Annotated in this window: 25 protein-coding genes; 9 read left to right on the forward strand and 16 right to left on the reverse strand. The window is 30.4% G+C overall.

Translation table 11 applies throughout. The annotated features are described in order from the left end of the window. Positions 1-10: 10 nt before the first annotated feature. The 4 genes from CD56_RS04615 to dnaE all read right to left on the reverse strand — a co-directional run bounded on the left by CD56_RS04615 (position 11) and on the right by dnaE (position 4,936). Positions 11-838, reverse strand: a complete 828-nt coding sequence (locus tag CD56_RS04615; protein ID WP_047208334.1) for an SIR2 family NAD-dependent protein deacylase — start codon at positions 836-838, stop codon at positions 11-13. A gap of 9 nt (positions 839-847) precedes the next feature. Beyond that, the gene (locus CD56_RS08360; protein ID WP_200897082.1) at positions 848-1,069 is read right to left on the reverse strand and encodes a hypothetical protein; all 222 of its coding nucleotides are present in this window, start codon (positions 1,067-1,069) and stop codon (positions 848-850) included. Positions 1,070-1,071: 2 nt separating this feature from the next. Beyond that, a complete protein-coding gene (locus tag CD56_RS08365) occupies positions 1,072-1,275 on the reverse strand; it encodes a hypothetical protein (RefSeq protein WP_200897083.1) in 204 nt (67 codons plus the stop codon). 67 nt (positions 1,276-1,342) lie between these two features. Further along, complete coding sequence (gene dnaE, locus CD56_RS04625; protein ID WP_047208335.1) at positions 1,343-4,936, reverse strand: DNA polymerase III subunit alpha; 3,594 nt, start codon at positions 4,934-4,936, stop codon at positions 1,343-1,345. A gap of 103 nt (positions 4,937-5,039) precedes the next feature. Here dnaE and CD56_RS08455 point away from each other — a divergent pair, with 103 nt between their 5' ends. After that, positions 5,040-5,279, forward strand: coding sequence for a SelT/SelW/SelH family (seleno)protein (locus tag CD56_RS08455; protein ID WP_257396702.1), 240 nt, complete (start codon positions 5,040-5,042; stop codon positions 5,277-5,279). A gap of 23 nt (positions 5,280-5,302) precedes the next feature. Here CD56_RS08455 and CD56_RS04630 read toward each other — a convergent pair whose 3' ends face one another. Genes CD56_RS04630 through CD56_RS04655 form a run of 6 tightly spaced genes read right to left on the reverse strand, consistent with a single transcriptional unit; the run spans position 5,303 to position 9,547 of the window. Continuing rightward, positions 5,303-5,869 (reverse strand): 4-methyl-5(beta-hydroxyethyl)-thiazole monophosphate synthesis protein, encoded by a 567-nt coding sequence (locus CD56_RS04630; protein ID WP_039618417.1) that lies wholly within the window; start codon positions 5,867-5,869, stop codon positions 5,303-5,305. 11 nt (positions 5,870-5,880) lie between these two features. Beyond that, positions 5,881-6,753 (reverse strand): N-carbamoylputrescine amidohydrolase, encoded by an 873-nt coding sequence (locus tag CD56_RS04635; RefSeq protein ID WP_039618419.1) that lies wholly within the window; start codon positions 6,751-6,753, stop codon positions 5,881-5,883. Further along, positions 6,722-7,636, reverse strand: a complete 915-nt coding sequence (locus tag CD56_RS04640; protein ID WP_039618421.1) for a cation diffusion facilitator family transporter — start codon at positions 7,634-7,636, stop codon at positions 6,722-6,724. The genes CD56_RS04635 and CD56_RS04640 overlap by 32 nt, the downstream gene beginning before the upstream one ends. Beyond that, a complete protein-coding gene (locus CD56_RS04645) occupies positions 7,633-8,610 on the reverse strand; it encodes an agmatine deiminase family protein (protein ID WP_047208336.1) in 978 nt (325 codons plus the stop codon). Before CD56_RS04645 ends, CD56_RS04640 begins: the two co-directional genes overlap by 4 nt. A gap of 56 nt (positions 8,611-8,666) precedes the next feature. Beyond that, positions 8,667-8,948, reverse strand: coding sequence for a hypothetical protein (locus CD56_RS04650; RefSeq protein WP_012661606.1), 282 nt, complete (start codon positions 8,946-8,948; stop codon positions 8,667-8,669). Next, a complete protein-coding gene (locus tag CD56_RS04655) occupies positions 8,948-9,547 on the reverse strand; it encodes an MBL fold metallo-hydrolase (protein ID WP_047208337.1) in 600 nt (199 codons plus the stop codon). Before CD56_RS04655 ends, CD56_RS04650 begins: the two co-directional genes overlap by 1 nt. Positions 9,548-9,608: 61 nt before the next feature. Between CD56_RS04655 and CD56_RS04660 the strand changes: the two genes are divergently transcribed. Genes CD56_RS04660 through CD56_RS04685 form a run of 6 tightly spaced genes read left to right on the forward strand, consistent with a single transcriptional unit; the run spans position 9,609 to position 14,584 of the window. Next, positions 9,609-10,349 (forward strand): NAD+ synthase, encoded by a 741-nt coding sequence (locus CD56_RS04660; protein ID WP_047208338.1) that lies wholly within the window; start codon positions 9,609-9,611, stop codon positions 10,347-10,349. Next, positions 10,336-11,274: a tetraacyldisaccharide 4'-kinase gene (locus tag CD56_RS04665; RefSeq protein WP_047208339.1), complete on the forward strand. Its 939-nt coding sequence runs from the start codon at positions 10,336-10,338 to the stop codon at positions 11,272-11,274. Before CD56_RS04660 ends, CD56_RS04665 begins: the two co-directional genes overlap by 14 nt. Beyond that, complete coding sequence (gene thrC, locus CD56_RS04670; protein ID WP_047208340.1) at positions 11,249-12,658, forward strand: threonine synthase; 1,410 nt, start codon at positions 11,249-11,251, stop codon at positions 12,656-12,658. The genes CD56_RS04665 and thrC overlap by 26 nt, the downstream gene beginning before the upstream one ends. Next, positions 12,655-13,377 carry a 3-deoxy-manno-octulosonate cytidylyltransferase gene (kdsB, locus tag CD56_RS04675; RefSeq protein ID WP_047208341.1) on the forward strand — a complete coding sequence of 241 codons (723 nt, stop codon included), beginning with the start codon at positions 12,655-12,657 and terminating at the stop codon, positions 13,375-13,377. The genes thrC and kdsB overlap by 4 nt, the downstream gene beginning before the upstream one ends. Continuing rightward, the gene (gene aac(6'), locus CD56_RS04680; RefSeq protein ID WP_052243384.1) at positions 13,364-13,810 is read left to right on the forward strand and encodes an aminoglycoside 6'-N-acetyltransferase; all 447 of its coding nucleotides are present in this window, start codon (positions 13,364-13,366) and stop codon (positions 13,808-13,810) included. Before kdsB ends, aac(6') begins: the two co-directional genes overlap by 14 nt. A 9-nt stretch (positions 13,811-13,819) precedes the next feature. Then, positions 13,820-14,584: a transporter substrate-binding domain-containing protein gene (locus CD56_RS04685; protein WP_047208342.1), complete on the forward strand. Its 765-nt coding sequence runs from the start codon at positions 13,820-13,822 to the stop codon at positions 14,582-14,584. Here CD56_RS04685 and CD56_RS04690 read toward each other — a convergent pair. Both CD56_RS04690 and ppk2 read right to left on the reverse strand, forming a co-directional pair. Then, positions 14,581-15,363, reverse strand: coding sequence for an amino acid ABC transporter permease (locus CD56_RS04690; RefSeq protein ID WP_052768376.1), 783 nt, complete (start codon positions 15,361-15,363; stop codon positions 14,581-14,583). The two genes, CD56_RS04685 and CD56_RS04690, sit on opposite strands and share 4 nt — an antisense overlap. A gap of 9 nt (positions 15,364-15,372) precedes the next feature. Continuing rightward, positions 15,373-16,200, reverse strand: coding sequence for a polyphosphate kinase 2 (gene ppk2 / locus CD56_RS04695; RefSeq protein ID WP_047208343.1), 828 nt, complete (start codon positions 16,198-16,200; stop codon positions 15,373-15,375). Between the two features lie 92 nt (positions 16,201-16,292). On the opposite strand from ppk2, the gene dsbD reads away from it, so the two are divergent. Next, a complete protein-coding gene (gene dsbD / locus CD56_RS04700; protein ID WP_047208344.1) occupies positions 16,293-17,984 on the forward strand; it encodes a protein-disulfide reductase DsbD in 1,692 nt (563 codons plus the stop codon). A gap of 21 nt (positions 17,985-18,005) precedes the next feature. Here the strand turns inward: dsbD and CD56_RS04705 are convergent, their stop codons facing one another. Continuing rightward, the gene (locus CD56_RS04705; protein ID WP_047208799.1) at positions 18,006-19,181 is read right to left on the reverse strand and encodes an NAD(P)/FAD-dependent oxidoreductase; all 1,176 of its coding nucleotides are present in this window, start codon (positions 19,179-19,181) and stop codon (positions 18,006-18,008) included. Positions 19,182-19,283: 102 nt separating this feature from the next. On the opposite strand from CD56_RS04705, the gene CD56_RS04710 reads away from it, so the two are divergent. Next, positions 19,284-20,648 (forward strand): sodium-dependent transporter, encoded by a 1,365-nt coding sequence (locus CD56_RS04710; RefSeq protein ID WP_039618443.1) that lies wholly within the window; start codon positions 19,284-19,286, stop codon positions 20,646-20,648. Here the strand turns inward: CD56_RS04710 and CD56_RS04715 are convergent. Genes CD56_RS04715 through CD56_RS04725 form a run of 3 tightly spaced genes read right to left on the reverse strand, consistent with a single transcriptional unit; the run spans position 20,619 to position 23,758 of the window. After that, positions 20,619-21,503 (reverse strand): 1-aminocyclopropane-1-carboxylate deaminase, encoded by an 885-nt coding sequence (locus tag CD56_RS04715; protein ID WP_047208345.1) that lies wholly within the window; start codon positions 21,501-21,503, stop codon positions 20,619-20,621. The two genes, CD56_RS04710 and CD56_RS04715, sit on opposite strands and share 30 nt — an antisense overlap. Beyond that, positions 21,490-22,440 carry an OmpA family protein gene (locus tag CD56_RS04720; RefSeq protein ID WP_039618447.1) on the reverse strand — a complete coding sequence of 317 codons (951 nt, stop codon included), beginning with the start codon at positions 22,438-22,440 and terminating at the stop codon, positions 21,490-21,492. The genes CD56_RS04715 and CD56_RS04720 overlap by 14 nt, the downstream gene beginning before the upstream one ends. Continuing rightward, positions 22,427-23,758, reverse strand: a complete 1,332-nt coding sequence (locus CD56_RS04725; RefSeq protein ID WP_047208346.1) for a MotA/TolQ/ExbB proton channel family protein — start codon at positions 23,756-23,758, stop codon at positions 22,427-22,429. The genes CD56_RS04720 and CD56_RS04725 overlap by 14 nt, the downstream gene beginning before the upstream one ends. Between the last annotated feature and the right edge of the window lie 5 nt (positions 23,759-23,763).

Below are 23,763 nucleotides of genomic sequence, written 5' to 3' on the forward strand. Positions count from 1 at the left end.
TTTAAGCTTATTATATCAAGCTATCTATCATTTCCAAAGCTTCCAAAGCTTTCATCTTAAGCCCTATGCCATTTCTAAAAAACTTTGGAAAATCACACTCATTTGGATTGATCCTTAAAAGTGTTCTAGCTTTGCTTTTTTTACAAAAATTCTCGCCAAATATACGCATACTAGGTACAGCCTTACCAGCTCCAAGCTCTATAAGTAAGATGTTTTTATCCTCTAAGGGTTTAAGCCAGTTTTTATAACTTTGCTTTTGTAAAAAATAACGGCTATCATTAAAACTACCATCATTAAACATCAAGATATTTGGTCTTGCCAAACCTTGACACCTAGGACATTTTGGCAAAGATAAGGCTTTGAAATTTTCCATATCTATATCTAATTCCTCTTGCATTTGCCAGATCAAATCACCACATGCATAATTAAAACATTGCAAGTAATTTATATTTCCATGAAATTCATAAATTTTATTCTCATCAAAACCAGCTTTTTTAAAATACCCATCTACATTAGTCGTAACGACATAATAATCTTGTTTGCTTTTTGCAAGTTTTAAAAGTATCTCATAACCTTTATGTGGCATAGTATCTTTGTATAATTTAAATCTATGTCCATAAAAAGCCCAAGCAAGCTGTGCATTTGTATAAAAATTTGTAGGATTAGCCATGCGTTCAAAGTCTATATCTAGTTTTTGCAAATGCGGATAAGCCCTCCAAAAACCATCTTTTCCTCTAAAATCAGGCAAACCACTATCTACCCCCATGCCAGCTCCAGCTGTGATGATGATTACCTCTGCTTTGTCTAAAGCTTCTTTTATATAAGTTTGTATTTGCATTTTTTACCTTTAAAAATTTTCATAATCAAATTTCCTAGCCTCATGTAGCTCTTTAGCTACTTCAAGGCTCATTTCCCAAAAAACTGCATTCATAGATTTTGGCATGCAGTTTTCATCTTCGTATTTTTTGTTTATAACCTTATAAACCTCATCATTTTCCTCACAATCAACAGCAAGACTACCCAAATAAGGATACAACAAATACCCCACCGGAGCCGTATCAAATACCATAGTTAGTTTTGTTTTTGGAAAATTTTCTTTCTAAAAGCTAAAATTTCATCTCTAGCTTTATAATCTGTCTTGTCTTTATCAAACAAATCACTATGTTTTGTTTTATTGACATGAAAATCATTGTTTGGAGTGTTAAAACACATCCAAAAAGCTAAAAAATCTTTTTGGATGGTATAATCTTGAATAGTCTCAAGCACTAAAGCCATTTTTTATTCCTTTTTATATTGTATTGATATAACTAACTGTATAAAATGGACTTTTGATGTCTATATTTTAACTTTTACATTTTTGAGCTATCACATCCATAGCTTCTTGTGAGAGAACAAAATTTGTATGATAAAGCAAGCAACTACCCATATCAAGTACTTTTAGCACAAGCTTTTTGTTATTAGTATCTTTTGGATTGTGCCTTGTATTAGCTAGATCATAAATTTCATACACCATATCTTTACTAAGCTTGTTAATATCAAGTTCTATGATATTTTCTTCAAATTTCATAGGCTCTTGGGTAAATTCTTCTTTATTTTCTTTTTTTGCAAAGCTTTTTTTCTTACTAAAAGATTTTAGCTCATTTTCCTTTGCTTCTTCTAGGGTGTAAATTTCATTTAGACTAAAGCTTAAGTCATTGTCGTTGTTTTTATATCTTAGTAAAAAGGCAAAGGCTTCATCTTTGCTTTCTTTAAAAAGCGCTTCAACTTTTTCTACTTGAGCTTCAAAGATAATCATATCAAAAGTAGAATAAAAGTCTAAAACCACAGCCTTAGCGTATCTTTTACCACTTTTACTCATCATCGATTTAAAATCTTCGATCTTTCCTACAACTAAAAGCTCGCCTTCGCCTTTGAGTGTTTCAAAATCCATACTTTTAAAATACTCTATGCCTTCTATTTGACTTGCAAATTTATCCAAAGGGTGGCCTGATACATAAATTCCTAAGATTTCTTTTTCATAGCCTAGCTTTTCCATTAGTTCAAATTCGATTTTACTATCATGAAGCCCTACTTTGATATCTGCAGCTATTTCCTCTTCTCCAAAAAGTGAAGCAGTAGAATTTCTTTTAACTTCAGCGATTTTCCTACTTGTTTCTGAAATAAGCTCAAGATTATCTACTAAACATTTTCTAGTATAGCCAAACTCATCAAAAGCTCCTGATTTAGCTAAATTTTCTATGGTTTTTTTGTTAATCTTAGTAGGATCAATCGAACTTATAAAATCATCAAAATCACTAAAGCCCTCTTCCTTACGAATTGCCATGATATTTTCTATCGCAGGAATTCCCACACTCTTAATCGCTCCAAGCCCATAAATAATAGCTTCAGAACCATCTTCAAGCTTAGTTGCACTAAATTCTCTTTGAGCTTTGTTAATACTTGGCGGCAAAAGCTTGATATTCATTCTTTTCATTTCTTCAATGTATTTTGCGACCTTATCTACATTGCTTTCTTCACTTGTTAAAAGCGCAGCCATAAACTCACTTGGATAATAAGTCTTTAAATACGCTGTTTGAAAGGTTATAAGTGCGTAAGCAGCCGAGTGAGATTTGTTAAAACCATATTCAGCAAATTTCAAAATAAGCTCAAACAAATCATCAGCCTTTTTCTCATCATAGCCTTGTTTTTTAGCACCTTCTAGATACTCTGCTTTAAGATTATCCAAAATTTCTCTTTTTTTCTTACCCATAGCACGGCGCACATTATCAGCCCCGCCCAAAGAAAAACCACCGATTTTTTGCACTATTTGCATAACTTGTTCTTGATAAACTATAACCCCATAAGTATTTTCAAGTATAGGTTTTAAATCTTCAAATGCATAAGTTGCAGCCTTTCTACCATGCTTGATATCGATAAAATCATCCACCATCCCACTATCAAGTGGGCCTGGTCTATATAAAGCTAAAACCGCGATTAAATCCTCAAATCTTTCAGGCTTTAACCTAGCATTTAAACTTTGCATACCGCCTGATTCTATTTGGAAAATGCCCAAGGTATTACCACTTTGTATGGTTTTATAAACCTTAGGATCATTCATATCAATCTTTTCCCAAATTACATCTTTACCATAACGCTTTTTTACTAGCTTAATCGCATTATCAATCACCGTAAGAGTTTTTAAACCCAAAAAGTCAAATTTGATTAAATCTACATCTTCAAGATATTCTTTAGAATACTGCGTAACTAAATGACGCTCATCGTTTTTGCTTTGTCTAAAAAGTGGAGCTTTATTCCACAAAGCTTCATTAGATATCACAACTCCGGCTGCGTGCATACCTGCATTTCTATTTAAACCCTCTAATGCTTTAGCAAAGTCCCAAACTTGACGTCCTTTTGGATGAGAATTTACAAATTCAGCTATTTTTGGTTCTTGCTCATAGGCTTTTTCTAAAGTGATTTTTAGCTCTTCAGGAACTAATTTTGCTAAAGCATCTGCATCAGGTATACTCATATCACAAACCCTAGCTACATCACGGATTACTCCCTTTGCTAAAAGCTTACCAAAGGTAATGACTTGTGCAACCTTTTCAGCTCCGTATTTATCAATAACATAATCAATCACCTCCCCTCTTCTATCTTGACAAAAATCCACGTCAATATCGGGCATTGATACACGCTCAGGATTTAAAAATCTCTCAAAAAGAAGATTATAAGGTATAGGATCTAAATCTGTAATTTTCAAACAATACGAAACCAAACTCCCCGCAGCACTCCCACGCCCTGGGCCAACTGGTATATCTTTTTCCTTAGCTGCGGCGATAAAATCATGAACGATTAACATATAACCTGAAAATTTCATATTTTTAATAATACTAATTTCTAAATCAAGTCTATCTTTATACTCTTGGTGTTTACTCTCATCGATAAATTGAAGTCTTTCTTCTAAGCCCTTTTTACAAAGATACTCAAAAACTATATCATCATTATCAAAGCTAAATTCTTGATCTTCTTGACTTAAACTTAAGCCATATTTTTTTGCATATTCACGGGTAAATTTAAAATTTGGTGGTGTTGGATCACCTAGTTTTAATTCTAAATTACATTTATTAGCTATTTCTTGAGTATTTTCAATAGCTTCAGGAATATCAGCAAAAAGCTCACTCATTTGCTCTGGTGTTTTCACATAAAACTCATGCACTTCATGTCTTAAACGCCCTGGATCATCAAGCTTAACCCCCATAGCTATGCACATAAATACTTCATGTGCAGCTGCTCTTTCTTTAAAAGTATAATGTGTATCATTCGTTGCGATGATTTTTATATCAAGCTCTTTAGCAAGTTTGATGATAGAATCATCGATAAATTTTTGATCATCAATACCATGACGCATAATCTCAAGGTAAAAATCATCTCCAAAAACCTTTTTATACCAAAGCGCAGCTTCTTTTGCGCCTTCATAACCTTTTGCGCCAAATTTTAAATTTCTTTCATTTTTGGTATTTAAATGCCAATTAACCTCACCTTGCAAACATGCAGAAGAACAAATCAAACCCTCACTATGTGCTTCTAATAGCTTTTTATTAATCCTTGGGTAATAATACAAGCCATGTATATAGCTTTGCGAGCTTAAATACATCAAATTTTTATAGCCAACTTCATTTTTAGCAAACAAACAAATATGAAAGCGTTGTCTTGAGCTTTTATCACTTAAATCATCATGATTATGCAAATACGCTTCAAGCCCTATGATAGGTTTAATCCCTTCAGCTCTCATCGTTTTATAAAAATCAATAGCACCAAACATATTTCCATGATCAGTCATAGCAACACTTGTTGCACCTTGCGCTTTTAGAGTTTTAGCTAGCTCTTTGAGTTTATTTGCTCCATCAAGTAAAGAGTATTCTGTATGTAAATGCAAATGTGTAAATTGGCTCATATTTTCCCTTGTATTTTTTTATTATTATAAAAAAAAACCTTAAATTTAAAACTTACAAGCATAAAAAATGTATAATAGCTTACTTTCAAAAAAGGAGTAAAAAATGGAAGTAAAAATTTATTATTGTAATCTTTGAAATTACAAACCACAAGCTGCAAGGGTTGCAGAAGAAATACAAAATGAATTCAAAGATGCGCAAATTTCTACCATAGAAAAAGGTGGTGGGCATTTTATAGTAGAAGTAGATGGTAAAATCATTTACTCAAAAAAAGACTTGTTTAACTGCGAAGTAGATAGATTTCCTCATGAGGGTGAAATCACCAAGCTTATGAAACAAATGTAAGCTAAACCCTCATTAGCGAGGGTTTATTTTGTCAAAGGAATAAGCATACCTTCATAAAGTTTTTGATAAATTTCTTCTGAGCATAAATGCTTAGCAAGCTCTAAACCAAATAAAATAGCCGTAGCAGGTCCAGCTGCTGTGATGACATTTTCATTTACCACAACTGCTTTATTTATTCTAGTTCCTTCAATACCCACTTCACAACCAGGATAGCAAGAAAACTCTCCATTAATCACCCCTGCTTTTGCCAATACCATAGGTGAAGCACAAATAGCCGCTACGATTTTTTTCTTAGCATGTAAATCTTGTATGATTTTTATGATAGCTTGATTGTTTTTTAAATTCATCATACCTTCAAAGCCACCTGCCAAAGCAATTGCGTCTAAATTTTCTTGATCAACACTAGCTAAACTCACATCAGCCCTTATACAAATTCCATTAGCTCCTTGTACTAAAAGCTCATCATCTAGCGAAGCAATAATTACTTCTAAATTTCCACTAGCTTCTCCTGCTCTTTTTAAAACATCAGCTATACCTATAAATTCAGCTTCTTCAAAACCTTTTGCCAAAGGCACTAAAACTTTTTTCATTTTTTCTCCTTTTAGTCAATAAATCTTTTATTTAATTCATGAAAATACTCTATGCGTCTATCGCGTAAAAATGGCCACCATCTACGCACATTTTCACATCTTTGCATGTCAATTTCAACGATTTTACAAAGCTCTTGTTTATCATCGGCTCTAAAAAGCTCTTCGCCTTGAGCCCCAAAGACAAAAGAATTCCCCCAAAATCTTATGCCATCTTCCACACCGCTTTCATCTTTTTCAAAACCCACTCTATTAATAGCTACCACAGGCAAGCCATTAGCTATAGCATGGCCTCTTTGTACACCTATCCAAGCTTCAAGTTGTCTTTGTTTTTCTTCTTTTTCATCCTTATCAAACCAACCTATAGCAGTAGGATAAATCAAAATTTGAGCCCCTTTTAATGCCATTAACCTAGCAGCTTCAGGATACCATTGATCCCAACATATTAAAACCCCAAGCTTTCCAACGCTTGTTTGTATAGGTTCAAAACCCAAATCACCTGGAGTAAAATAGAATTTTTCATAAAAACAAGGATCATCAGGAATATGCATTTTGCGGTATTTACCTGCTATGGAACCATCTTTTTCAAATACCACGCTAGTATTATGATAAAGCCCTGCACTTCTTTTTTCAAATAAAGAAGTTACCAAAACAACATTATTTTCCCTAGCTACATTAGACCAAAATTTAACATCTTCTTCATAGTCATTTGCCAAATCAAAAAAGTCTGTATTTTCACTTTGACAAAAATACTGCGTTTGATGAAGCTCTTGCAAGCATACAAGTTCAGCTTTTTCTTTTGCTGCTTGTTTGATAAGTTCGCATGTTTTTTCTATAGTTTTTTCTTTATTTTGTTTAAATTCTTGCTGTATGAGTGCTAATTTCATTTTTACTCCTTTCTTCTTCTGAATCATCATAAGGGTCTAAGTGTATATGGATATTCCAAAAATCATCTTTAAAATGCTCCCTTATACTATCTTCAATCTCATCACCGATTTTATGAGCTTTTAAAAGTGATATTGTAGGTTCAAAAACTAAATGCACACTAACATAAAGTATATCAGGGCTTTTTCTGGTTTTTAAATGATGAAAGCTTTTGACCTCTTTATTTGCACTTATAATTTGCTTAATCACTTCAACTTGCTCTTTATCAATTGCCACATCTAATAAAATTTTAGAACTTTCTTTTATAATTTTAAAAGCTGAAAAAATCGTATATAAACTTATAGCTATGCCAAATAAACCATCAATAAAATGATAATTTGTAAAAGCTATAATCACAAGTGCTAAAAGCGTTAGGGCATTAGTTAAAAAGTCTATTTTATAGTGTAAGCTATCAGCTTTTATAATCAAGCTTTTTGTTTTTTTGGCAACATAATTTAAAAAAACTACCAAACACAAAGTCACAGCCATAGCAAAAGCCATGACATAAATTCCAAGATCAAGTTTTTCTACACTTTCTTGATTATGAATTTTTAAAACACTCTCATAAAAAATATAAACCCCAATCCCGCTAATCACAAGACCTTCAAAAAGCCCCATTAAGGCTTCAATTTTACTAAGGCCAAAATTATATTCTTTACTAGAGCCTTGAGAGCTTTTTTTCAAAGCTAAAAAATTTAAACCCGAAATCACACAATCAAGTAAAGAATCAATCGCACTAGAAAGCACCGCAACAGAACCCGAAGCTAAACCTACTATAAATTTAACAATAGCTAAAAAAACAGCACATACACTTGCGATGATGGTTGCGCTTTTTTGCAAATTCATCTTTGACCTTCATAGCGGTTTTGACAAGAACAATGCAAAGAACCATTTTGTCTTAAAAACACTCTTGCATCAACCCCTACTACTTTTCTATCTTTACATGCTTTTTGTAAATTTTCTAATACCAAAGCATCATTTTCATCATTATAAGTTGGCACTATCAAGCCACCATTAACAAAAACAAAATTTGCATAAGTAGCACCAAGTCTTTTACCTTCAAAATACAAAGGCTTAGGTAAAGGAAGCTCTAATAAATCAAATCCTGTTTTTTTAAGCTCCTCTTCCATAGCCTTTAAAGGTGCATAATGCTCATCATTTTCATCTTTACATACACAATAAGCAATGGTTTTTTCATTGATAAATCTTGCTAGAGTATCTATATGATGATCAGTATCATCACCTTTTATATAACCATGATTTAACCATATAATTTGTTTTAAGCCAAAAATTTCTTTTAACTTGGTTTCAATTTGCTCTTTATTTAAATGTGAATTTCTATTTTCATTTAATAAACAAGCACTCGTTGTAAGCATTACCCCTTGCCCATTAAAATCAATACTCCCACCTTCTAAGATAAGATCAATTTTTTCTAATTTTCCAGATAATTTTTGTGCAAAAAGTTTTGAATTTACCGCATTATCTAAAGTGCTTTGAAATTTATCACCCCAAGCATTAAAAATAAAATCAAGCCCTATGAGTTTATCATCTTCACACACATCAATTGCACCAAAATCTCTAATCCAAGTATCATTAGTATCGCACTTAAAAAAATCAATGTTTTTTATATGCTTAAATCTTTGAAAGTCTTTTTCACTTGGTGCTATAAGTAAAACTTTTTGAAAATTTGCCACAGCTTTAACAAATTCTTCATAGCTTTGCAAAATCTCTTCTAAATAAGGCTTCCAATCGCTATTTTCATGAGGCAAGGAAAGTAAAAGTAGCTCTTGTTTTTGCCATTCTGCTATGCTTTTTCTCATTTTGATACCCTTTTTGATAATTAAAAAAGTATTTTAACATTTTTAATGATAGTTTTTTACTCTTTTTTTAAAACCCAAGCAAAATACCATATCGCAAAAGATAAAAGCAAAATCATAAAAAGCTTTTTATCATACACTCCAAATCCTATATAAAGCACAGAATACATAAAACCAAAACTTCCTGCATAAATGCAAATTCTACTCATTAAACCATTTTCCACCGCTCTAAAACATGGGCATTTGTGAAAAAATTTCTTTTTTGCTTCTTTGGGTTTAAAAAAACTCAAAACCGCACTTAAAATCAGCAAAAAACTTAAAAAATATAAAACCTTATCCATTAGTGAAAATACCTTAACCAAGCAGGAATTGCACTTTGCTCTTCTTTTAAAGTGCTTTCTTCTCCATGCCCTGGAAGCAATCTAAAATCTTTTTCATAAGCTAAAACTTTAAGCAAACTCTCTTTCATCTTAGTTGCATCTGAGTAAGGAAAGTCCCATCTACCAATACTACGGTAAAATAAAAAATCTCCACTAAAAAGCACATCTTCACCCACAAGTTCTATCATACAACACCCTGGAGTATGCCCTGGGAAATGATGAAATTTAAACTTAAACTCATCTATACTAAATTCATTTTCATTTTCTATTAACACATCAGCATTTGAATACTCAAAACCATAATTAAAAGGATCTTTTAACATAAAAGCATCATCTTTATGGATAAAAAGTGGAATTTCATAAACCTTTTTAACTTTAGCATTATCATAAACATGATCATAATGACCATGAGTATTTAAAATAGCTAAAGGTTTGCTTGCGTTTTCTTTGATAAACTCATAAGCATTTTCACCTGGGTCGATGATGATTTGCTTGTTATTATGATCTATAATATAACAATTTGTTTCATACATTCCGCATGGTTGTTTTAAAATACGCATATAAACTTCCTTTTAACTAAATCAAATATAATTTTAAAAAATTAATATTTAAAGATTTTTTATGAATTATACAAAATTACAAGAATTATTGATCAATTTTATAAAAGAACAAGCAAGAGATAAAAATCTCATCTTAGGTTTAAGCGGTGGGATAGATTCAGCTTTAGTAGCTCATCTTTGCAAAAAAGCAGTAGGTGAAAAACTTTTTGTGCTTTTAATGCCTACAAAACATTCTAAAAAAGAAAATTTAGATGATGCATTAATGCTTTGTAAAGATTTACAAATTCATCATAAGATTGTTTATATTGATGAAGTACTTTGTGCTTATGAAAAAATTTGTCAAGACTTAAACCCTTTACGCTTTGGGAATTTAGCTGCAAGAGTGCGTATGAGCTTGCTTTATGATTATTCAGCCTTGCATAATGCATTGGTAGTAGGTACTTCTAATAAAAGCGAACTTATGCTTGGTTATGGAACTATTTATGGGGATTTAGCTTGTGCTTTTAATCCTTTGGCTACACTTTATAAAAGTGAAGTTTTTGAGCTTGCTAATTTTATGGGTGTGCATGAAAATTTCATACAAAAAGCCCCTAGTGCTGATCTTTGGCCAAATCAAAGCGATGAAAAAGATCTTGGCTATAAATATGAAGTTTTAGATGAAGTTTTAAAAGCTTTAGAAAATAATCAAAGCTTGGAAAAATTTGATGAGAATTTAAAAAATTTAGTCTTAGAGCGTGTGCAAAATAATGCCTTTAAAAGAAAACTTCCAACAACATTAAAGAATACATATGACTTGGCTTGATCGCTATTTTTTTAAACCTAATTTTTTGCAAAAAACTCTAGCCTTTTTGCTTTTGCCTTTTAGCTTTTTATATATGATTATAGCTATTTTAAATACTAAATTTAAAAAAGAACTTGATTTTAATTTACCCATTATAAGCATAGGTAATCTAACCCTAGGAGGCAATGGAAAAACTCCCATTTGTAAAGCCATAGCAGCTGAGTTTGAAAATTGTTTTATCATCTTAAGAGGCTATAAAAGACAAAGTAAAGGCTTAATCATCGTTAAACATAAAGATGAAATTTTATGTAATATTAAAGAAAGTGGCGATGAAGCTATGGAGTATGCACTTACAAAACACATTAGTGGAGTGATAGTAAGCGAAGATAGGGTTAAAGGCATACAAAAAGCTATCGAACTTGGAGCAAAAATCATACTTTTAGACGATGCTTTTTCTAAATTTCATATTAAAAAACTTAATATTTTATTGCAAAGTAAAGATGAGCCATTTTTTGATTTTACCCTACCTAGCGGGGCTTATCGTTTGCCAAAATCTTTTGCTAAAAGGGCTGATTTTATAGCTAAAGAAAATGAAGATTTTGTGCGTTATTCTCATGTAAAAGAAAATCAAAAAGCAGTTTTAATAAGCTCTATTGCAAAACCTTTTAGGTTATATGAGCATTTTATCAAAGCTAGGGCTTGTTATTTTTTTGCCGATCATTATACTTTCAAAAAAGAAGAATTAGAAAAACTTTTAAAAAAACACAATTGTGATACCTTGATGCTAACCTTTAAAGACTATGTGAAAGTAAAAGATTTTGGCTTTAAAACTGAACTTATTCATCTTGATATTGTTTTAAAAGATAACTTTAAGCAAGTTTTGCAAAATTATATTGATAAATTTAACAAAAAGGAAGAAAATGTTGCTACACTCAACCCAAGATAAAAACCACCAAATAAGCTTTTCAAAAGCCTTACTTAGCCCTAGTGCACCTAATAATGCTTTATATGCGCCACTTAATCTACCAAAGCTTAATAATGAAGCTTTAAAAAATTTAAGCTACAAAGAATTAGCTTTAAAAATCATCGCTGCATTTGAATTTGATTTAGAGCTTGAAGTTTTTAAAAAAGCTTTGAAAACTTATGAGAGTTTTGATGATAAAACCTGCCCTATTAATTTGAAAAAAATCAATGATAAGCTTTATATTAATGAATTATTCCATGGACCAACAAGAGCTTTTAAAGATATGGCTTTACAACCTTTTGGCGTGCTTTTAGAACACTTAAAAAAAGATGATGATTTTTTAATCATGTGCGCTACAAGTGGTGATACAGGGCCTGCAACATTAAAAAGCTTTGAAAATAAAAAAGGTATAAAAGTAGTTTGTATTTACCCAAATGAAGGCACAAGTAAAACTCAAGCTTTACAAATGACACATTCAAATGCAAGCAATTTAAAATCCATAGCCATTGAAGGTAATTTTGATGATGCGCAAAATGCTCTAAAAACACTTTTAAATGATGAGGATTTTAAAAATACTTTAAAAGAAGAAAAGTTAAATCTAAGTGCCGCAAATTCAGTTAATTTTGGAAGAATACTTTTTCAAATCATCTATCATTACTATGCTAGTTTAAAAATCGATAAAACAATAGACATTATTGTTCCAAGTGGAAATTTTGGCGATGCTTTGGGAGCTTATTATGCTAAAAAAATGGGAGCAAATATAGGTAAAATTAAAATTGCTTCCAATTCAAACAATATCTTAAGTGAGTTTTTTAATACAGGCAAATATGATTTAAGAAATAAAAGCTTGCAAAAGACTATTTCTCCTGCTATGGATATACTTATATCATCAAATATAGAACGCTTACTTTTTGATAAATTTAAAGATGAACGCACCAAAGAGTTAATGCAAGCTTTAAAGAATGAAAAATATTATGAGCTTAGCCAAAAAGAACTAGAGCTTTTACAAGAAGACTTTGAAGCTGATTTTTGTAATGATGATGAGTGTATGCAATATATCAAACAATACAGCCACTTAGGACTTTTAGATCCTCACACTTGCACTTGCTTTAAAATGCTTGATTCTAACATTACTACGCTTATCACTTCCACAGCACAATGGAGTAAATTTACTCCAAGCATGTATCAAGCAATTTATAATAAAGAATGCCAAGATGAACAAGCTTGCATGCAAGAACTTGCAAAAGAATTTAAACAAGAAATTCATCCAAATATTGCAAGTTTATTTACATGCACACAAAAGCAAAATCAAGTTTGCAAACTCAAAAATCTAAAACAAACTATTATAGAATGGATAAAACAATGATAATCATACCAGCAAGATTAAAATCAAGTCGTTTTGAAAATAAAATTTTATGTGAAATTGATAATTTACCTATGTTTATTTATACAGCTAAAAAAATGCAAGAAGTTGATGAAGTGTGTGTGGCGCTTGATGATGAAGAGGTTTTAAAAATAGCGCAAAAACATAATGTAAAAGCAGTTTTAACAAGTAAAAATCACGAAAGTGGCACTGATAGGATCAATGAAGCTTGTCAAATTTTAAAACTAAATGAAAATGAGTTAATCATTAATGTCCAAGCTGATGAGCCTTTTATAGAAACACAAAATATTAAAGATTTTAAGGAATTTAGCCAAAAAGCTTTTGAAAATGAGCTTTGTTTTATGAGTAGCTGCTACAAAGAAGTAGATGCGAAAGCTTGCGATGATCCTAATTTGGTTAAAGTAGTTACTGATAGTAATGATTATGCTTTATATTTTTCAAGATCTAAAATTCCTTATGAAAGAGCAAATTATAAACAAAATTTTAAAGCTCATCTTGGAATTTATGCATATAGGGTTAAAAATTTACAAGAATTTTGCACTTTGAAAAACTCAGCTTTAGAAGAATGCGAAAAATTAGAACAATTAAGAGCCTTAGAAAATGGCAAAAAAATCAAAATGTTAAAAATACAAAGCCAAAGCATAGGTATAGACACAAAAGAAGATTATGAAAGGGCTTTAGCTAAATTTGGATCATTTTAAAATTTACCAAGCAAACATTAATGATTTAGAAGATGTATTAATATTAGCAAGTTTATTGTTTAATAAACCCATTGTAAAATTAAAGCATGAATTTGAAAATATATTAAAAGATCAAAAATATGCTGTATTTTTACTTAAAATACAGCAATTATGCATAGGCTTAGCATATGTTAGTATAAGGTATGATTATGTAGAAGGTAGCTCTAGCACTCCAGTAGGATATCTAGAAGGAATTTACATTAGAGAAAATTTCAGAAAAAAATATTATGCAAAAAAACTACTAACATATTGCGAACAATGGATTTTAAATCAAAAAATTAGTGAATTTGCTAGCGATTGCGAATTACAAAATATTGATAGTTTTAATTTCCATATGCAATGTGGCTTCAAAGAAGTTAATAAAATTATTTGTTTTATAAAAAAACTAAATTAAGGAAAAAACATGAAAAAAATTATTTTACTACTTGCATTGTTTTTTACACTCAATGCAAAAGAATTAATTGTAGGTATGGAATTAGCTTATCCTCCTTTTGAAATGAGTGATACTAAAGGTAATCCAAGTGGTATTAGTGTAGAGTTTTTACAAGCCTTTGCCAAAGAAAAAAACTATGATTTAAAAATCCAAAACATAGCTTGGGATGGACTTATACCTGCTTTAAGAACTCAAAAAATAGATCTCATCATGTCTTCTATGAGTATAAGTGAACAAAGAAAAAAAGTAATAGATTTTACCTTACCTTATGCTAAGGCAAATTTAGCGATATTAAGCGCTAAAAAATCAAATATTAATTCCATAGAAGATTTAAATCAAAAAGGGAAAATACTTGCTTTAAAAAGAGGTTCAAGTGCACATTTATATGCTCAAAAAAAACTTAAAAATGCAAAAATCTTAGTATTTGATAAAGAAAATGCGGCTATTTTAGAAGTCATTCAAGCAAAAGCTGATGCTTTTATTTATGATCAAATGAGCATTTATAAAGCATGGAAAAAACATCCTGAACAAACAAAAGCTATTTTTACTCCTTTTGAAAAAACACCTGAGCAATGGGCCATAGCTTTAAATAAAAACAATACCAAATTAAAAGAAGAACTCAATGAGTTTATTTTAAAATCTAAAGAAAATGGTCTTTTTGATAAGCTAAGTCAAAAATACCTCAAAGATATGCAAGAAGTTTTCAAAGAACAAAAGCTTGAGTTTTTCTTTTAAGAAAAACTCTTTTCAAGCTTTCTTGAAAACATAGAAATAGGCAAAGTTAAAACCAAATAGCAAAGTGCTAAAGGAATGTAAATTTCTAAAGTTGAAAAAGTAAAAGCATTGATTTCTTGAGCATTTTGAGTTAGTTCTGAAATAGCTATAACACTTAAAAGAGAGCTATCTTTGATCAAATTACTAAGTTGTCCACTTAGTGGTGCTAAGATATTTTTTAAAGCTTGGGGAAAAATAACACTTTTATAAATTTCAAACTCACTCAGACCCAGAGCCTTAGCACTTTCATATTGCATTTTATCAACACTTAAAATCCCTGCTCTAAATATCTCACAAATATAAGCACTAGCAAATAAAGCTAAAATCAAAACTCCACAAACATAGCGATTATCAAGCCCCAAATTATCTGCAAAAATGTAATAAATTAATAAAATTTGCACTAGCAAAGGCGTACCCCTGATAAGTTCTATAAAAACCCTTGCGAACATATTAAAAAGCACGATTTTACAAAGACTCATATAGCATAAAATCAAAGCAAAAATCACACCTACAATCAAAGATAAAACACTAATAAAAAAACTTGTAAAAAAACCTTGTATCATTTTGTCTTTATATTCATAAATTGCCCCAAAATCAAAATTATAACTAGCACTTAAAAAAGACAGATAAAAAAATAAAAACAATAAAAAAACCAACAAAAAAGCATTGAATAAAAATACTTTTAGATTATTTTTTTTATGTTCATTAAATTTACTGCGTACTATAAAAAGATGATTCAATTCTATCCCTTATTTTTTATCAAATTTTTTAAGTTTTTCATCATTTAAACTAAGCTCCATTTTGCGAATTTCCTCCTCACCACTACGCACTAATTTTTTATCGTATTTAAAATACTTATCTTTAATTTTATTTGGATATTCTAAAACACTAAGTAAATACTTAAATAAATTAATTCTTGCTTTCTTTTTACTATCTGAATTAATAATCACCCAAGGACATTTTGGTGTATTAGAAGCTAAAAGCATAGAATATTTTGCTAGGGTATATTTGTCCCACAATTCTTGGGATTTTTCATCGACCGGAGATAATTTGTATTGTTTTAGTGGATCTGTTCTTCTTTGTTCAAAACGTCTTTTTTGCTCTTGCTTAGAAACTGAAAAATAAAATTTAAAAAATAAAATTCCACTATCAAGCAACATCTCTTCAAAAGAAGACACCTCGCGCAAGAATTTTTTATGCTCATTTGGAGTACAAAAACCCATCACAGGTTCAACACCTGCTCTATTATACCATGATCGATCAAAAATCACTATTTCTCCTGCTGCAGGTAAATGTGTTACATAACGTTGAAAATACCACTGAGTTTTCTCTACATCACTTGGTTTTTCAAGCGCTACTACACGACAACCTCTAGGGTTTAAATGCTCAATTAATCTTTTAATAGCACCACCCTTTCCTGCCGCATCGCGTCCTTCGATTAAAATCAAAACCTTTAAACCCTTATCTTTAACATGATTTTGAAATTTCAAAAGCTCAATTTGCAATCTTTTAAGCTCGCTTTCATACTCAAGCGTTGATTTTTTTACCTTAATGAGAGTAAATTTGTCCTTGTCCATAACAGGCTCCTTAATTTAGGATAATTATTAACTTAAATTTACCACAAATAAGTAAAATAAAACAAATTTAATTTTCAATTTCAAGGAGAAAAATGCGTTTTTTAGCGGTATTTTTTATTTTTTTCAATTTAGCTTTTGCTAATAATGGAATATTATCACTCAATGAAGCTTTTAAACTCAATACCCATAGCAACAATCAAGGAATTTTTTTAAAAATCAATCTCGCAGATAGAATTTATCTTTACAAAGATCAAATCAAAGTAGAATTAGACTCTAATGATATTACTTCTTTATTAAATTTCCCACAAACTCAAACGAGAGAAAACAAAGAAGTAATCTTTAACCAACTTGAACTTTTTATACCTCAATTATTATTAGATGATTTTATTAAAAATAACAAAGCAAAACTTTCCCTAGCTTATCAGGGTTGCTCAGAAGAAGGTTTATGCTATCGTCCTGTATATGTAAATTATGAACTTGATAGACAAAATGGAATTTATACTATAAAATCAACCAAAGATCAATTTAAAAAGCAAAATGAAGATGAGCAAATTGCCAATGATTTAAGCACACAAAATATATTTATCACACTTTTAACTTTTTTTGGTTATGGCTTATTATTAGCACTTACTCCTTGTATTTTACCAATGATACCTATTCTTTCTTCATTAATTGCAATGAAACTCAAAGATAAACCATCTAAAAAACATAGCTTTTATTTATCTTTTATCTATGTCTTTTTTATGTCTTTAGCTTATGCTATAGCAGGTGCTTTAGTAGGCCTTGCAGGAGCTAATGTGCAAGGTTTATTACAACAACCTTGGATTATCATTACTTTTGCGGGTATTTTTGTATTGCTCTCACTTTCTATGTTTGGCCTTTATGAATTACAACTGCCACTTAAATTTCAAAATTTTATCAATAAAAAAATAGAAGGCAAAAACGGAGTTTTTGGTATAGCTATTATGGGCTTTTTATCGGCTCTTATTGTAGGACCTTGCGTAGCTGCACCTTTAGCAGGGGCTTTGCTTTATATTACTAATAGTGGCGATGTATTTTTAGGAGGGCTTTCTTTATTTGTGATGAGTTTTGGTATGGGTATGCCTTTACTTTTAATAGGACTTGGAGGAAGTTTTTTAAAAAGCGGAGCTTGGATGCTTAAGATAAAGATTTTCTTTGGCTTTATCATGCTCATCATGGCAGTTTGGATGCTAGAAAGAATACTTAATGCAAACATCATTTTAATACTTTATGGGGTTATAGGGGTATTTTTTACTAGCTTTATGGGGTTATTTGATGAAGCAAAAACTAATTTTGGTAAATTTAAAAAAGCAAGTATGATTTTAATTTTAGCTTATAGTTTAAGTCTGATTTTAGGCGGCTCAATGGACTCAAAAAGCTTGCTAAAACCTCTTGAACTTAACCTTGCTTCAAAAGAAAATAGCTCTAGTTTAAGTTTTAAAACCATCAAAAATTTAAAAGAGCTTGAGCAAGAATTACAAAATTCTACCAAACCAGTCATGCTTGAATTTACAGCCGCTTGGTGTGAAAACTGCAAACTCTTAGAAGAATATACTTTTACAGATACAAAAGTACAAAATTTGCTTGCTAATTACACACTTTTAAAAGCAGATGTAACACACAATAGCCAAGAAGATTTAGCTCTTATGAAAGAATTTGGAGTTTTTGGGCCTCCTGTAATGATATTTTTTAACAAAGGCGAGGAAAAAGGACGTATTATAGGCTATGTAGATGCAAATGAGTTTTTAAATAGAGTTCCTTAAAAACTCTATTTAAAATTAATTTTACTTCAAAAACCCCCCAAAACCTTCAAGTTGATACTGCCATAGTTTTTCTATAAAAATTTTAAGTTTTATTGCTAAAAAACCACTAATTGGTTTATGTAAAACCGTGCCAACTGCATAATCCTTTCCGATAGAACAAACAGTATTTCCACTCACAAAAGAAAATTCTTGTTTAAAATCTTTCTCATCAATCATAGCCATTAAAGCTTTGGCTACATAAGCTCCTTCTCTTAATGCAAGCTGGGCTGTTGGAGGATAAGGGGTATTGGTTTTAGGATTTTTAAATAAACTATTATCACCTATAAAAAAATATCTTGACGCATTTTCAACATTTAAAGGATGCATAAAAGCATCTACTTCTATACGCGATCTTGCACTTGGAAAATCTGAGCTATTTTCTATAACACTATTACCTCTAACCCCTGCAGTCCAAATGATAGTATTAGCTTTAACAAATTCTCCCCCATCAAGTCTTATACCATTTTTTTTACATTCTATGATTTTAGATTTTTCATATACTTTCACACCAAGTGTCTCTAACCTTTGCCTTGCTTTTAAAGCCAAACTTTTATCAAACATAGGTAAAATTTGATCCATAGCTTCAATAATAGAAAGTTCTAATTTCTCATAAGCAATTTGCTCTTTTTGGCAAAAGAATTTAAGCTCTTTAGCTAAAGAAGCTACAAATTCAACCCCGCTTAAACCCCCACCACAAACTGTGATTTTTAAATCATCTTCATTTTGGGCGGTTTTATAATTTTTTATTTTCTCATATATAATTTCATTAATTTTTAAAGCATTTTCATAATTGTCTATACTCAAAGCATATTCTTGCATACCTTTAATACCAAAAGTTTCTTTAGCAAAACCAAGCCCACATACTAAAATATCAAAGTCAAATTCATTATTTTTAGTAAAAACTTTATCTTTAGAAATTTTTAAAACTTCATCTTGGATAAAGTTAATTTTTGGATTTAATAAAGGTAAAAGATCATATTTTGAGCTATAAATATCTTCATTTGAAGCTACTTTGTGTAGTAAAATAGTATGATAATGATAAGAATTGTTATTAATCAAACTCACTTGTGCTTTTTCAAAAAACTCATCAGATAAGGCTTTTATAGCCGATAAAGTAGCATATCCTGCACCTAAAAATAAAATTTTCTTTTTTTGCATGGATTTTCCTTTAATTTGATAAAAAAATAAATAAAAATTTGGCATAATGGTATTATTTTTTATCTTAAAATATTTTTTATTTAAATTTAGCAAGGAAAAAGCATGCAAAGACAAACTTGGAGCAATACGCTAACTTATATCCTTACAGTAGCAGGAGCGACTATTGGTTTTGGAGCCACTTGGCGTTTTCCATACTTAGTAGGTGAAAATGGGGGTGGTGCTTATGTTTTAGCCTTTTGTATAGCTATGATTTTTATAGGAATTCCTGTGATTTTGGTTGAAAATGTTATAGGAAGACGCAGAATGCTAAATTCAGTTGATGCTTTTGGTGGAAAAACAAGTGATGGAGTTAAAATATCTAATTCTTGGCAAGGTGTTGGCTACATGGGACTTTTAGGTAGTTTTGGAATCATGGCTTATTATATGGTAATAGGCGGATGGGTTTTAGCTTATATTTTTAAAATCATCATAGGTGATTTTAATCTTTCAAGTCCCATTAATGCTCAATATACAAGCGAATTTTATAGCTCTACTATAGAAAATAATCCTTTATTAATAGGAATTTTTACTACTATATTTGTAATAATTAACTGGATTATCTTAAAAAAAGGTGTGATTGATGGCATAGAAAAGTCAGTAAAATACCTTATGCCATTTTTATTTATCTGCCTTTTGGTTGTTGTTGCACGCAATTTAACACTTGAAGGAGCAAGTGAGGGCGTGAAATTTTACCTTACCCCTGATCTTTCCAAAATCACTCCTAAATTGTTTATAGATGTTTTAGGACAAGTATTTTTTGCCCTATCTTTAGGCTTTGGGGTAATGATAACCTTATCATCTCACCTTAAAAAAAATGAGAATTTAATCAAAACTTCTGTTTATACAGGAATTTTAAATACCCTCATAGCAGTACTTGCTGGTTTTATGATTTTCCCGGCTTTATTTAGCGTAGGTTTAACCCCTGATAGTGGGCCATCTTTGGTTTTTAAAACCTTACCTGTTGCATTTTCACATATACCTTTTGGAAGTATAATTTGCGTGTTTTTCTTTTTGCTTTTAATCATCGCTGCACTTACTACAAGCTTGCCAATTTATCAAGTAATTATCAGTGTTTTAGAAGAAAAATTTAAACTAGCTAAAAATACTGCTATCAATCTAACGCTTGGAAGTATCTTTGTCTTGGGAAATTTACCATGCATACTTACTTATGGCCCTTTAAAAGATATTACTATCATCAAGGGAAAAAATATTTTTGATAGCTTTGATTTTATTAGTGGAAACATATTCTTTGTTTTAACCGCATTTTTTTGTTGTATATATGTAGGTTGGGTGCTTAAAAAAGATGCAATTTATGAGCTTTCTAATCAAAATACCCTAAAAGGAAGTATTTTTAAACTATGGTATTACTATGTTAAGTTTATCATACCTTTGATTATCTTAGTGATTTTTTATTTTGGTATTTTTTAATTTATACTCATAACGCTTTAACATGCTTATATTTCCTTCAAGGCCTCCTTGATGGATATATAAGATTTTTCCACCAAATTGCTCTTTATGAGCTAATAAAGTTTTAAAACCCACCATATCATAAAGCAAATCAAACTCTACTCCACATTCTTTTTTTAGATCTTGATAAAGCTCATAAAATTCCAAATAAGGCTTAGCAAAATGATATTTTTTTGGCGGATTTAATATGGTTAAATTATCAAAATCATAATTTGGTTCTAAGCTTAAAATTTGCTCTTTTAAATACGCACTATCTCCCACACAAGCACATGTAAAAACTTTAAATTTGCTATGTTTAGCCAAAAAAGCCGCAGAAGTTCCTGTGCCTGAGGGTAAGAAAATACTTACATTTTCATTCAATTGCTCACTAAGCTCTAAAGCCAGTTGTTGGTATCCAAATTCAGCTTCTTTTATAGCCACACCCTCTTCTATAAAAACATCATCATCTTTTTTCAAGGCTAAAGCTTGCAGTCTTCTTGTGGGATAATTTATATTTTCTATCAACTCAACATTGTGTTTTAATGCAAATTCTAAATTTCCATGGGGATTTTCTTTTAAAAAAGAACTCATTTTTTCACAAACAAAAATGAGCAAAAAATCATTTTCATAACAAAACTTTGCTAAAGCAACTAAAGCATTACTTTGAGAAGAACCAAAAGAAATAAATCTTTGTCCTTTTTTAAATAAATGTTTGTTTTTTTCAAAAAAGGCTAGTTTTCTAGCCTTATTACCATTGATATAACCTAGTAAATCATCTCTTTTGAGTAAAAATTCAAAATCTTTGTATTTTAAAACATCAATTTTACTTGCTATCAAGGTATTTTTCAACCTTTTCTAAAGCATTATTTGTATTGATATTAAACTTAATCTCTATTCTACGACTTGCTTCTTTATCTTCTTTGCCATCTTTCATAATTACATCAGAATAAGACCTACCACTTGCCATTAAAAGTTTTTGCAATCTTGGATCTTTATAAAATGAGTGTATAAAACTCATCACAGCATAAGCTCTTTTTTGTGATAAATCAAGATTATATATATAAGAGCCTGCACTATCTGTATGGCCTTCTATGACTATATTTTCTATACTGTTTAAGATATTTTCATCTTTTAAAATATTGTCAAAATACTGCGTTAAAATCGTTTTCAAATTCTCTTTTGCTTGAGCTTTTAGCGTAAAAGAATTTGTATCAAAAAGCACTTCAGAAGGCAATACTATCGCCCCTGTATTAGAATCTAGAGTAATGTTAGTATCAAATTTTGCTTGAAGATTTTTGATGGTATTTTCTTTGATTAAACCTAGTTCTTTGATCTTACTTTTTGCCTCATCAAAATTACGCTCTAATTCTTTGATTTCTTCATCTTTTTTGTTTAATCTCTCAAGCAAAGCAAAAATTTGCTGATCTTTTTCATCTAAACTTGAATTTAAATCTTGATTGAGTTTAGTAATATTAGCCTCTAAAGCCTGTTTTTGCTTATTAACATCATCAAGCGTGCTTGAAGTATTATTTAGTTTTTGGCTAAGATTTTTTAAAATATCTTCTTTTTGGTTTAATTCTTCTTTATTCTCTCTTAAGCGCTCTTCTTGTTTTTGTAGATTTTCTTTTATGATTTGCAAATCACTTTGAGTTAAAACATACTTAACAACTATAGCTCCAATAAGCAAAATAAATACAAAAAGCAAGCCCGCCATTAAATCTGCATAAGCTATCCAAAAATTATTTTCTTCATTGTTAGAATTATTTTTTATCATCTATTTTTTCATCTTCTTTTTGATTTTCAAGCTTTGCAATAACTTGTGTGGTTTGCTCATCTAATTCTTTACTTTCTTCTTTAAATTCTTGCATCAGTGAAATTTTTTCATCGATATTTTTTTCATCTTCATAAGCTTCTTTAAAAGTATGCATACCTTCTATAATACTTGCCCTAAAGCCCTCGAAAAGTTTAGTTTGATTATCAAGCATAAGATTTTGATATTTTTCAATATTGTTTGAAAAATTATTCACCTTCTCATCTAAAGCACTCACGCTTTTATCTAAATGCACAATTTTATCCGAACTCACATCTAAAAGTCTATTATATTGCTCTGAAATTCTTAAAGTTAAATCTTTTATGTTTGAATTTAACATATTTACCGCATTTGCAATCTCGCTGTAAGTTTTAACTATATCTTTTTGTTCTCTTTGGGTTTTAGATAAATCGCTCATAGTTTGTTTCACATGCTCACTACTTAATCTTACAGCCTTTTCTTCAGCATTTACAAGTTCTTGAAAAACCTTAAATTTTCTATCTATTGTATGATCTAATTCTTTGAAAAACTCTTCATTGCTAACATGCTCAAAAATCGTGCCAATTTTTTCAAAGTGTTGCAAACTTTCTTGAAGATACTTTCTATCAATTTCTTCTTTAGACCAGAAAAAATCACTTGTTGCATTTTTTTGACGATTTAAGAGTTTTTGAAATTTACTACTGCCATATTTTTCGAAAAATATCCACCAAAGTGCTAAAAAAATTCCATAGATTGAAACATAAAAGGCAGTTCCTACTCCATTGAGTAAAACTGAAATTTCTTGCTCTAAGCCTGCTGTATCACTTGAATTAAAATTAGGCATAGATATTGCTATACTTATAAAAGTCCCCAAAATACCAAGCATAGGAAAAATAGCTGCGCCTACAGAAGCAAAATTTTCATTTCTTAGATCTTTCACATAAGCATAAGCAAAATCATCAAAACTCGCGTTAGATTTTGTCTCTTTACCTATAACTAAAAAATGCTTCATAATGTAGCGTTTTAAAATAAGCTTAAATTCATCTTTTTGCTGCTCGAAAATACTCGAAGCATAATCAGCACTATGTCTTGCAAAAATCAAAGCCACTAAAAAGATAATCCCTATCATTACAACACTATGTAATTCTACTTTAAAATCAATCTTACCAAAATACCCCAAAAGAACCAAAATATACAACATAGCAGGGATAAATATAATCTTTAAATACGCAACAATCCCTGTACTACCTTTTCCTTCAGGCAATACAAGATCAGAAAAATCATCAGTTGTTTTAACTTCCATTTTAT

The sequence above is a fragment of the Campylobacter lari genome (genome assembly GCF_001017575.1).
In the GTDB taxonomy this organism is placed as follows: Bacteria; Campylobacterota; Campylobacteria; order Campylobacterales; family Campylobacteraceae; genus Campylobacter_D; species Campylobacter_D lari_C.

Excerpts from the sequence above, each read along its gene's own strand:
- CD56_RS04615 (WP_047208334.1), bottom strand. The coding sequence starts at position 838 with ATGCAAATACAAACTTATATAAAAGAAGCTTTAGACAAAGCAGAGGTA.
- CD56_RS08360 (WP_200897082.1), bottom strand. The coding sequence starts at position 1,069 with ATGGTATTTGATACGGCTCCGGTGGGGTATTTGTTGTATCCTTATTTG.
- CD56_RS08365 (WP_200897083.1), bottom strand. The coding sequence starts at position 1,275 with ATGGCTTTAGTGCTTGAGACTATTCAAGATTATACCATCCAAAAAGAT.
- dnaE (WP_047208335.1), bottom strand. The coding sequence starts at position 4,936 with ATGAGCCAATTTACACATTTGCATTTACATACAGAATACTCTTTACTT.
- CD56_RS04630 (WP_039618417.1), bottom strand. The coding sequence starts at position 5,869 with ATGAAAAAAGTTTTAGTGCCTTTGGCAAAAGGTTTTGAAGAAGCTGAA.
- CD56_RS04635 (WP_039618419.1), bottom strand. The coding sequence starts at position 6,753 with ATGAAATTAGCACTCATACAGCAAGAATTTAAACAAAATAAAGAAAAA.
- CD56_RS04640 (WP_039618421.1), bottom strand. The coding sequence starts at position 7,636 with ATGAATTTGCAAAAAAGCGCAACCATCATCGCAAGTGTATGTGCTGTT.
- CD56_RS04645 (WP_047208336.1), bottom strand. The coding sequence starts at position 8,610 with ATGAGAAAAAGCATAGCAGAATGGCAAAAACAAGAGCTACTTTTACTT.
- CD56_RS04650 (WP_012661606.1), bottom strand. The coding sequence starts at position 8,948 with ATGGATAAGGTTTTATATTTTTTAAGTTTTTTGCTGATTTTAAGTGCG.
- CD56_RS04655 (WP_047208337.1), bottom strand. The coding sequence starts at position 9,547 with ATGCGTATTTTAAAACAACCATGCGGAATGTATGAAACAAATTGTTAT.
- CD56_RS04660 (WP_047208338.1), top strand. The coding sequence starts at position 9,609 with ATGAATTATACAAAATTACAAGAATTATTGATCAATTTTATAAAAGAA.
- CD56_RS04665 (WP_047208339.1), top strand. The coding sequence starts at position 10,336 with ATGACTTGGCTTGATCGCTATTTTTTTAAACCTAATTTTTTGCAAAAA.
- thrC (WP_047208340.1), top strand. The coding sequence starts at position 11,249 with ATGTTGCTACACTCAACCCAAGATAAAAACCACCAAATAAGCTTTTCA.
- kdsB (WP_047208341.1), top strand. The coding sequence starts at position 12,655 with ATGATAATCATACCAGCAAGATTAAAATCAAGTCGTTTTGAAAATAAA.
- CD56_RS04685 (WP_047208342.1), top strand. The coding sequence starts at position 13,820 with ATGAAAAAAATTATTTTACTACTTGCATTGTTTTTTACACTCAATGCA.
- ppk2 (WP_047208343.1), bottom strand. The coding sequence starts at position 16,200 with ATGGACAAGGACAAATTTACTCTCATTAAGGTAAAAAAATCAACGCTT.
- dsbD (WP_047208344.1), top strand. The coding sequence starts at position 16,293 with ATGCGTTTTTTAGCGGTATTTTTTATTTTTTTCAATTTAGCTTTTGCT.
- CD56_RS04705 (WP_047208799.1), bottom strand. The coding sequence starts at position 19,181 with ATGCAAAAAAAGAAAATTTTATTTTTAGGTGCAGGATATGCTACTTTA.
- CD56_RS04710 (WP_039618443.1), top strand. The coding sequence starts at position 19,284 with ATGCAAAGACAAACTTGGAGCAATACGCTAACTTATATCCTTACAGTA.
- CD56_RS04720 (WP_039618447.1), bottom strand. The coding sequence starts at position 22,440 with ATGATAAAAAATAATTCTAACAATGAAGAAAATAATTTTTGGATAGCT.
- CD56_RS04725 (WP_047208346.1), bottom strand. The coding sequence starts at position 23,758 with ATGGAAGTTAAAACAACTGATGATTTTTCTGATCTTGTATTGCCTGAA.